The sequence below is a fragment of the Amycolatopsis sp. NPDC114503 genome (assembly GCF_055633655.1).
This window is the reverse complement of the sequence record NZ_JBVKDT010000007.1, coordinates 553,446-562,863: the sequence shown is the minus strand read 5'-3', so window position 1 is coordinate 562,863 and position 9,418 is coordinate 553,446. Positions and strand designations below refer to the sequence as shown.

The window sequence follows — 9,418 nt, the reverse complement described above, 5'->3', positions numbered from 1 at the left end:
ATTTTGGTGGGGTGGGGAGAAGAAGTGTACACTCCCCCCGGCCCGGCCCCGTTCCCCCCCACCACGCCGACTTAAAGGCGATCCCGCCCGCGACGGCGAAGCCGGCGCCATCAAACACAGCTCTGCCGCACCACCAAACACAGCGGGACTTCAGCCCTCCTACCCAAGAGCAGCCAGCTCCCCATGAATCCACTCAACCTGCGTCCGCATGAGGTTCTCCGCGACCTCCTCCGCCTGCGGCGTCATGTGCGTCGCGCCCGCAAGCGGCAGAAAACCGTGCGCGCGCCCCTTCGCCAGCAGCGCGGAGGAGAGCCGGAGCGCGTGCGCCGGGAAGACATTGTCGTCGGCCAGACCGTGCACGATCAGCAGTGCTCGCTCGAGCGAACCGGCACTCGCGATGAGCGAGTTGTGCTCGTAGCTTTCCGGTTCGTCGTCCGGCTTTCCGAGGTAGCGCTCGGTGTAGTGGGTGTCATACAGCGACCAGTCGGTGACCGGCGCGCCCGCGACCGCCGCGTGGAACACGTCCGGCCGCCGCAGCACCGCGAGCGCGGAAAGGTAGCCGCCGTAGGACCAGCCGCGGATCGCGACCCGCTCCAGGTCCAGCTCGGGGTGTGCCTCGGCGGCCGCGTGCAGGGCGTCGACCTGGTCGGCCAGCGTGACGTCGGCGAGCTTGCCGGCGATTTCCTTCTCCCACGCCGGTCCGCGGCCGGGCGACCCGCGACCGTCCACGACCAGCACGGCGAAACCCTGGTCGGCCAGCCACTGCGGCGTCAGGAAAGCGTTGCGGCTCTGGAGAACCCGCTGCGCGTGCGGGCCGCCGTACGGGTCGAGCAGCACCGGCAGCTTGCCCTCGTCGGGCTCATATCCGCGCGGCAGCACCAGGGCCCCGCGCAGCTGGCGTTCGCCGAGGGTGAGCCAGGTCAGGTTCGGCACGATCTCGGGGTCCACAGTGGACGATTCGATCGAACCGACTTCGATGCCGTCCCGCAGCACGGTCACCTTCGGTCCGCTGTGGTCGAGGCTCCACGAGGAAAGCACAGTGAGCGCCGCGCTGCCCGAACCGACGTGCACACCGTCCGTTGTGGACAGTCGGCTCACCGTGTCGCCTTCGGTGCGGTACAGGTGGATCTGCGTCGGGTCGTTCTCCGAAGCGGTGAAGAGGATTTCCTCGCCGACGTGCAGCACCATCCGCAGCTGCATCCCCGGCGGCGTGACCGGCTTGCCGTCCACCACGAGACGGTGATCGCCGTCAGCCGAGCTTTCCACCACCAGCTTGCCGTCCGCGGTCCACGCGGGCACGCCCTGGAAGATCTCGACCCAGTGCTCGTCGGTTTCGGTGTGCACCTCGGCGACCGAGCCGTCGGCCGGGTCCAGCGCGAGCACGGTGAGCTTCTTCTGGTCTCGCGGCTGCACGGCCAGCAGCGGCTGTCCGCCCGCCGACCAATGCACGGTGACCAGGTACTCCCAGTCGCCTTGTGCCACATCGACGCGGCTGCCGTCGAGGCCCAGCACGGCCAGCGACACCTCGGCGTTCGGCGAGCCTGCCGACGGATACGCCACCACGTTCGCCGGCTGCTGCGGGTTCGCCGGGTCGCCGATCGTCCAGCGCGGCACCGGCCCGCGATCCGCGCGCTCCACGATCACGCTGCGCCCGTCCGGCGCCCACCAGTAGCCGCGCGTGCGGTCCATCTCCTCGCCCGCGATGAACTCCGCGAGGCCCCAGGCGACGTCCTCGTCGTCCTCGCCGACGAGCACGCGGTCCTCGCCGGTCGCCAGCTCGATCACGTGCAGCCGGCGCTCGCGCACGTACGCGACGTGCGTGCCGGTCGGATTCGGCCGCGGGTCGATCACGGACTTGTCGACCAGGATGCGCGTCTCGCCGCTCGCGAGATCGAGCGTGTAGAGCTTCCCCGACAGCGTGAAGGTGACGACGGTGAACGCGTCGTCGACGCCGAAGGCCACCACGCCGCCGCCGATCTCCCTGGCCCGTTCGCGGCGCGCCCGCTCCTCCGGCGGCAGGTCCTCGTCGCCGGACACCAGCTCGGCGGCGTCGATCAGCTTCGTCTCCTCGCCGCTCGCGAGGTCGAAGGACCACAGGCTGTGCCGCGGATCAGTGCCGGTGGCGCTGCGCAGGAACAGCACCCGCGAACCGTCGGGGGCGACCCGGAACTGCTTGGGCGCGCCGAGAGTGAACCGCTGGGTGCGGGCCTGCTGGCGGAGGAACGGAACGTCGTCGAGTGCGAAATCGGTCACGACCAGCACTCTTTCAGATCATCAGCCGGGCGCGCCAACACCCTGCAGCGCGGCCCGCTGCTCGTCGACGTCGTAGGCAGGCTCCGGGAACTTCGGGTCCATCTCGGCCAGCGTCTCGACCAGCAGCTCGGCGACCGCCCAGTTCCGGTACCACTTGCGGTCGGCGGGCACCACGTACCACGGAGCGTGCTCGGTCGACGTGCGCTTCAGCACGTCGGCGTACGCCTTCTGATACGCGGGCCACTGGCGGCGAGCTTCGATGTCCGACGGGTCGAACTTCCATCGCTTCTCCGGCCGGTCCAGCCGCGCGGTGAGCCGGTTGAGCTGTTCCTCCGGCGAGATGTGCAGGAACACCTTCACGATGGCAGTGCCGCTGTCGGTCAGCTCCTTCTCGAACGCGTTGATCTGCGTGTAGCGCTGCCGTCGCTCGGCGGCGGGGAGCTGTCCGAGGACTCGCGGCACCAGGATGTCCTCGTAGTGCGAGCGGTCGAACACGCCGAGGTGACCCGGCGTCGGGAGCTTCTTGCGGATGCGCCACAGGAAATCGTGCTTGCGCTCGGCGGCCGTCGGCTTCTTGAACCCGGCGTACTGCACGCCCATCGGGTTCACCAGGCCGAGCACGTGGCCGACAGTGCCGCCCTTGCCGGACGTGTCCATGCCCTGCAACACCAAAAGCACGCTGCGCGCGCCGCCGCCGATGCCCTCCGCGTACAGCGCTTCCTGCAATCCGGCGAGCTGTTCCCCGGCGGACTCGAGTTTCTTGCCGCCCTTCGCCTTCTTTTCCGGCCCCACGGGCGACGAAGCCGGGTCCGGCAGTTCGTCGCCCGCCCGGAGCGCGTCGCGGACCCGGTTTCCGTTCTGCTGCTTCTTCGCCATCTCGGGACGATAACCGCACCGCCCGCCGATCCCGGGGACTTCTCCGCCGGTGCGGGCGGGTGTCATCCGGTCGAGCGAGCCGCGCAGCAAATCGCCGGGCAGACCCCCCGATTGCGCAACGAACGACGAGGGAAAGCAACGTTTCCCGGCTGAACTCCCCGCGAACGGCCTCTAGCCTGAACGCATGACAGCGTCCGTCCAGCCTGCCGGCACCGCGCGTCCCACCTCCTCCGACGGCTTCATCGCGCTCGACGAACAATGGAGCACGCACAACTACCATCCGCTGCCGGTCGTGATCGCCGAAGCCGAGGGCGCTTCGGTGACCGACGTGGCGGGCAAGTCCTATCTGGACTTCCTGTCCGGCTACTCCGCGCTCAACTTCGGCCACCGCAATCCCGAGCTGGTCGCCGCCGCGACCGAGCAGCTGCACCGCGTCACGCTGACCTCCCGCGCGTTCCACCACGACCAGCTCGGCCTGTTCTGCCGCGAGCTGGCCGAGCTGACCGGCACCGAAATGGTGCTGCCGATGAACTCCGGGGCCGAGGCCGTGGAGTCCGCGGTGAAGGTCGCGCGCAAGTGGGCGTACCAGGTCAAGGGCGTTCCGGCGGGCACGGCGGAGATCGTGGTCGCGGCATCGAACTTCCACGGCCGCACCACCACCATCGTCTCGTTCTCCGACGACGAAACCGCGCGCGCCGACTACGGGCCCTTCACGCCGGGCTTCGTCCAGGTGCCGTACGGCGACGCTGAAGCGTTGAAGGCGGCTATCACGCCGCGCACCGCAGCCGTGCTGATGGAGCCGATTCAGGGCGAGGCGGGCGTCGTCGTGCCGCCTGAGGGGTTCTTCGCCGCAGTGCGACGGCTGTGCGACGAGAACAACGTGCTGATGATCGCCGACGAGATCCAGTCCGGTCTCGCACGCACCGGCACCGTGCTGGCGCTGGAGCACGAAGGCGTCCGCGCGGACCTGTACACGCTGGGCAAGGCCCTCGGCGGCGGCATCGTCCCGGTGTCCGCAGTGGTCGGCAGCCGTGCCGTGCTGGGCGTGCTGAAGCCGGGCGAACACGGCTCGACCTTCGGCGGCAACCCGCTCGCGTGTGCCGTCGGCCGCGCTGTCGTGCGGATGCTGCAGACCGGCGAGTATCAGAAGCGCTCCACCGAACTCGGTGCGCATCTGCACGAGCGGCTGGCGAAACTGGTCGGCGACGGCGTCTCGGAGGTGCGCGGACGCGGGCTGTGGGCGGGCGTCGACATCGCGCCGGGCGGGCCGACCGGGCGGGCGGCGTCCGAGGCGCTGGCCGGGTTGGGCGTGCTGTGCAAGGAAACGCACGACCGCACGCTGCGCGTCGCGCCTCCGCTGGTGATCACCGAGGCCGAACTGGACCGCGGCGTCGACGCGATCGCCCAGGTCGTGCGCGGCTGACCCCTGCTCGGTGACCGCCGTTTTTCCGGGCGGCGGTCACCGGGTGGGCATCACCGCGACCGTCGACCCGTCCGGCGAGGCGGTCACGTCGATGCCGCGGCCGTAGTCGTCCTGGACGGACGTGCTCAGGCTCCACGCGCCGTCGCTCTCCCGCAGCGCAACCGAAACCTTGTCGCGCGGGAAGCCGGGCATGCGCTCGTTCACCTTCGCGAGGATCGCGGGCAACGCCTTCGGCGACAGCTCCGACAACGTGAACAGCGGCGCGCCCGGATCCGGCTGGATCGGCGAGGGCCGGTGTTCGACGAGACGCCCGCGATGCCATTCGTAGTCGTCCGAAGTACCCCGCCCAGGGCCTGGTACCTGGAACTCGACGTGGTCGGTGCGGATGATCGCTTCGTACGCTTCCTGACGGCCGCTCAGCTTGATCAGCAGCGCGGCCACCTCCCGGAAGCCTTGCTCGGTGAACGCATCCGTCGTGAGCGCCGGGACGCCCTTCGCGTCCGCGACCAGCTCGCGGTTGCTGTCCTTGTCCGACCGGACGGTCATCGTGATCCCGACGTCCTCGCGGCTGATGCGCACGCGCGTGTCCGCGGGGTCTTCACCGAACCGCGCGACGAGGCCGGGTATCGCGGCGAAATTGACCTCGCTCGCGGCGAATTGCTTCTCTCGGGGACTGGCGGTGGTCGAGTCGCGCTTGACGGTCCCGCCGCGATAGCTGAGGTACGCACCGGGAATTGTCGCGCGCAACTGGCCCGATTCCACTGTCAGGTCTTCGAAACGCTCGCTCTCGGCGGACAGTTTCGCCACGCCGGCACGCAAATCGTCCGCGGTGAACAGATCCGGCGGCGAGAGAAGCTGGCCGAGGACGTCGTCGCGAATCGGCACCAGCAACGCCGCCGCGATAACCAGCGTGCTCACTGCTGTCATCGCCAGCCGCCCGGAAACTTTCCCTTGCCGCGCTTCAGGTTCCGGCGTTCGATCCTCGCCGATGACGCCGACCTTCCACGGCCGCTCAGTCCATTCTCGCGGCGGATCGGTGTCCACCACGACCACGCCGGGATACCGCGAACTGTGCTTGACCACGACGACCGTGCCCGGCTGATACGCGGCGGAGCGGAGCGGATGGATCAGCTCCCGGGCGGTCGCCCGATACGCGGTCTCCTTCGACGGCGCGACGACCAGCTTCAGCTCGGTGACGTACGCGTCGTTGATCTGCGTCCCGGTCGTGCTCAGGCGCTCGATCTTGGCGAGCGCGCGGTCGCCGTCCTGCTGGACGAACCGCATGCCCTGCGGGGAGGCGGTCCCACGCAGCGAGCGGGCGGTGCTGCCGAGCATCAGCACCATGATGGTGAGACCGAGGCCGACTGACCCGGCCGCGATGTACCAGCCGTAGTCGAGGACGAAGCCGCCGACGATGCCGGCGATCGCGAGCCCGAGCGGCAGCGCGTACACCAGCCGCAGGAACCGGATCAACCGGATCGCCGGAGACCGCCGCGGTTCTGGTGAATTGAGCACAATTGGTGTGTTTACTGCACTCCGCGCGAAGCCACCAGACGGGGGTGCTCACCTACAGCGTCCCATTCAGGCCGACGTCACCTCGACGCCGCTCAGCGCCGTGTTGTCCTGCTGCTGTCCGTCACCGCCCGGCACGGTCGGAATGTCGCCGGTGCTGAGGCCAGAAAGGTAAAGCCCGGCCTCGGCACCGGCTTCCGCGGACTGCCGCTTGCGGCGCGCCGTCTCGATCCTCGTCACCACGACCTCGCGGGCGCCGCCGGGCAGCTGCACCACCGCGTTCGCGCCGACCTGGACGGTGCCGTCGGTGACCGTGCCGGTGACCACGACTCCGCGCGTCGGGATCTGGTAGATCTCGGAGATCCGGAAGCGGAACGGGCCGGACGGGGTTTCAGCCGGACGGCGCGAGAACAGCGACATGGGACAAGCATCGCATCACGGCGGTTACCCGGCTTTCACCGGCTGACCGCCGCGTGGACTGCCCCGGCCAGCCGATCGTGTTCCGGATAGGACCAGGTGGCGGAGAACTGCCGCCGCGTGTACCCGAAAGCGAGGCCGCTGAGTGGGTCCACGAAGGACTCGGAACCGGCGGATCCGTTGTGCCCGAACGCATTCGCGCTGAGGAACGGATACTGCAGCCCCTTCGCCTGAAACCCGAGCGCGTACTGGCCCGCGTCGCCGGTCACCAGGTCGCGACCGGTCGAATGGAGCATGGCGAACTCGCCGAGCGTGCCAGGTCGCAGCAGCGGCGGCCGTCCGTCCAAACCGGACACCGCGGCGGCATACAGTCCAGCCAGCCCGCGTGCGCTGCCGACGCCACCAGCGGAAACCTGGCCGAGCGCCCGCACCCGCCGCGTGTTGACGAACGCCACCTGATCGAGAGGCGGCGTCGAGTCGAGCCCGTAGCCGATGCCGCCCAGACTGTGCGGCCCCGGAACGTACGCCTGGAACGCCGCCAGTTCCTCCGCGCTCGCCTCCCCCGCCAGCACCTCGCGGTACCGGTGTTCTTCCTGTTCGGGAAGTCCTAGGTACAGATCGAGACCGTACGGCTCGCGCACCCTCTCCTCGAAGTGCTCCTGCACCGACCGCCCGGTGCTCCGCCGGACCACCTCCGCGACGACGGAGAACCCGGCGAATCCGCTGTAGCCGTAAGCAGATCCCGGCCGCCAGAACGGCCGCTGCCCGGCCAGCCTTCGGGCGATCACCTGATCGTCCGCGAGTTCCTCGGCGGACAGCCCGCCGTCCGCCCCGATCACGCCGGAACGGTGGCTCAGCACGTCCCGCACCGTGATCCCGCCCTTGCCCGCGGCGGCGAACTCCGGCCAGTGGTGCGCGACCGGCGCGTCCAGGTCAAGAACGCCGTCCTGCACGAGCAGTGCTACCACCAGCGCCGTCGCGCCCTTGGTCGAGGAGTACACGCCGGTCAACGTCTCGCCCGTGACGTCACCAGCCCAAAGATCGACCACCAGCCGCCCACGCACGCGGACCGCCAACTGCACGCCCGCGGTCGCCTCGGCCGCCGTGGCGAACTCGTCGCGGACCGTCTCGAAGCCGCCCGCGACAGTCCCGTGGATTTCGATGTCCCCCATTGGTTCTCGTCCCTCCGATCGTCAGTTGTCGAAAGGAGGACCCGCGCGCCGCCGTGAATGTGACTAGGCTTCGCTCCGTGACCGCCAGGCGGACTCTCGCCCTCTTCTCCGCGCTCTGCGCACTCGCCACCCTTGTGCTGGGACTGCTCGTCGCGCCCTACGCACCCGGCACTGTGGACCAATGGGCCGACAGGTCCGCCTCCACGCTGAGCCCCGGCCTGCTCAACACACTGGTGCTGCCCACCGAGCCGTACGTGCTCATCCCCGCCGTCGCCGTCATCGCCGGAATCTGCCTCTATCAGCGCAACCGGCGCGACGCATTGCTAGCCGTAGCAGGCCCTTTCGTCGCCATCGCCCTCAACAGCTGGGCCCTGAAACCCGTCTTCGACCGCTGGAAAGGCGGCACGCTCGTCTACCCGAGCGGCCACACCGTGAGCCTGGTAGCCGTGCTCACCGTCGTGGTGCTGCTGGTCCGGTTCAAAGCGATCGCTGTCGCAGTGGGCGCGGTGCTGGTCGCTTGCGCGGCCGTCGGCATGATCGGCCTCGGCTACCACTACCTCACGGACATCGCCGGCGGCGTCTGCTTCGCCCCCGCTGTGGTCACCGCGCTGCGGGCGGTGCTGTCACCGCGTCGCGCGCCAGAGCCGTCAACCGGCTGATCGCGCGCAGGTACTTCTTGCGGTAGCCGCCGTTCAGCATCTCCTCGCCGAACAGCTCGGGCAGCGGCACGCCGGACACGACCACCGGGATCGCCCGGTCGTACAGCCGGTCCGCCAGCGCGACCAGCCGGAGCCCGACCATCTGGTCCGGCACCGGCGTCACGTGTTTGAGGTGCACGCGCCGCACGCCGTCGAGCAGCTTCCCGTACCGCGAGGGATGCAGCCGCTCGAGATGCTTCGTCAACGCACCGAATTCGTCCACAGTGGACCCTTCGTGCGCGGTCGCGGAGGCGTCGATCTCGTCGTCGCCGACCGGCGGCGGCGCATCCGGCAGCCCGCGGTGCCGGTAGTCCGGCCCGTCGACCCGCACGACGCCGAACCGCCGCGACAACGCCTGGATCTCGCGCAGGAAGTCCTCCGCCGCGAACCGCCCCTCGCCGAGCTTGTCCGGCAGCGTGTTGGAAGTCGCCGCGATGTAGACGCCCGCGTCGGTGAGCTCCTGCAGCAACCGGCTGACCAACGTGGTGTCGCCGGGATCGTCGAGCTCGAACTCGTCGATCGCCAGCAGCCGATGCTCGGACAGCCGCGCGACCGCGTTGGCGAACCCCAGCGCGCCGACGAGGTGGGTCAGCTCGACGAACGTCCCGTACGCCTTGGGCCCCGGAGTCTCGTGCCAGGTCGACGCGAGCAGGTGGGTCTTGCCGACGCCGAACCCGCCGTCGAGGTAAAGCCCCATCGGCCCGTCCGGAATCGCCGCCCCGCCGCCGAACAGCGACCGCAACCGCGACTTCTTGGCCTTGGCCGCGCCGATCCGCGAAGCGAACGCAGAACACGCCTCGACCGCGGCCGCCTGGCTGGGCTCGTCCGGGTTGGGGAGGTAAGTGGAAAACCGAGCCTCGCCAAACCGCGGCGGCGGCACGAGGGACGCGATCAGCTCGTCGGCCCCAAGCTCGGGAAACCGGTCGGTCAGCGCAGCTGCGGGCATGGTCGAAGAGCCTATCCGGCCCGCACCGGCGGGTTCGGCTCGCCTCAGCGTCGGCAGACGCGGCAAATCCCCCGGTCGGGGCCTGCTTTTGTCCGGGGACGGGACGGGCGAGGCGGGGCGC

General features: G+C 69.7%; 8 protein-coding genes. 2 read left to right on the top strand and 6 right to left on the bottom strand.

From position 1 onward, the window contains the following. Positions 1-159: 159 nt before the first annotated feature. Together ACZ7OI_RS30825 and ACZ7OI_RS30820 are read right to left on the bottom strand one after the other, a co-directional pair. The gene (locus ACZ7OI_RS30825; RefSeq protein WP_470267614.1) at positions 160-2,253 is read right to left on the bottom strand and encodes a S9 family peptidase; all 2,094 of its coding nucleotides are present in this window, start codon (positions 2,251-2,253) and stop codon (positions 160-162) included. 21 nt (positions 2,254-2,274) lie between these two features. Then, positions 2,275-3,129, bottom strand: coding sequence for a PPK2 family polyphosphate kinase (locus ACZ7OI_RS30820; RefSeq protein ID WP_470267613.1), 855 nt, complete (start codon positions 3,127-3,129; stop codon positions 2,275-2,277). Positions 3,130-3,313: 184 nt separating this feature from the next. On the opposite strand from ACZ7OI_RS30820, the gene rocD reads away from it, so the two are divergent. After that, positions 3,314-4,552, top strand: a complete 1,239-nt coding sequence (rocD, locus tag ACZ7OI_RS30815) for an ornithine--oxo-acid transaminase (RefSeq protein WP_470267612.1) — start codon at positions 3,314-3,316, stop codon at positions 4,550-4,552. Between the two features lie 36 nt (positions 4,553-4,588). Here the strand turns inward: rocD and ACZ7OI_RS30810 are convergent, their stop codons facing one another. From ACZ7OI_RS30810 to ACZ7OI_RS30800, 3 genes are all read right to left on the bottom strand, one after another. Next, entirely contained in the window at positions 4,589-6,067 is a 1,479-nt protein-coding gene (locus ACZ7OI_RS30810) for a hypothetical protein (RefSeq protein WP_470267611.1), read from the bottom strand. Between the two features lie 66 nt (positions 6,068-6,133). Next, positions 6,134-6,484 (bottom strand): hypothetical protein, encoded by a 351-nt coding sequence (locus ACZ7OI_RS30805; protein ID WP_470267610.1) that lies wholly within the window; start codon positions 6,482-6,484, stop codon positions 6,134-6,136. Between the two features lie 35 nt (positions 6,485-6,519). Next, a complete protein-coding gene (locus tag ACZ7OI_RS30800) occupies positions 6,520-7,653 on the bottom strand; it encodes a serine hydrolase domain-containing protein (RefSeq protein ID WP_470267609.1) in 1,134 nt (377 codons plus the stop codon). A 77-nt stretch (positions 7,654-7,730) separates the two neighbouring features. On the opposite strand from ACZ7OI_RS30800, the gene ACZ7OI_RS30795 reads away from it, so the two are divergent. Then, positions 7,731-8,312 carry a phosphatase PAP2 family protein gene (locus tag ACZ7OI_RS30795; protein ID WP_470267608.1) on the top strand — a complete coding sequence of 194 codons (582 nt, stop codon included), beginning with the start codon at positions 7,731-7,733 and terminating at the stop codon, positions 8,310-8,312. Here ACZ7OI_RS30795 and zapE read toward each other — a convergent pair. Further along, a complete protein-coding gene (gene zapE / locus ACZ7OI_RS30790; protein WP_470267607.1) occupies positions 8,254-9,297 on the bottom strand; it encodes a cell division protein ZapE in 1,044 nt (347 codons plus the stop codon). The genes ACZ7OI_RS30795 and zapE overlap by 59 nt on opposite strands. Positions 9,298-9,418 lie beyond the last annotated feature (121 nt).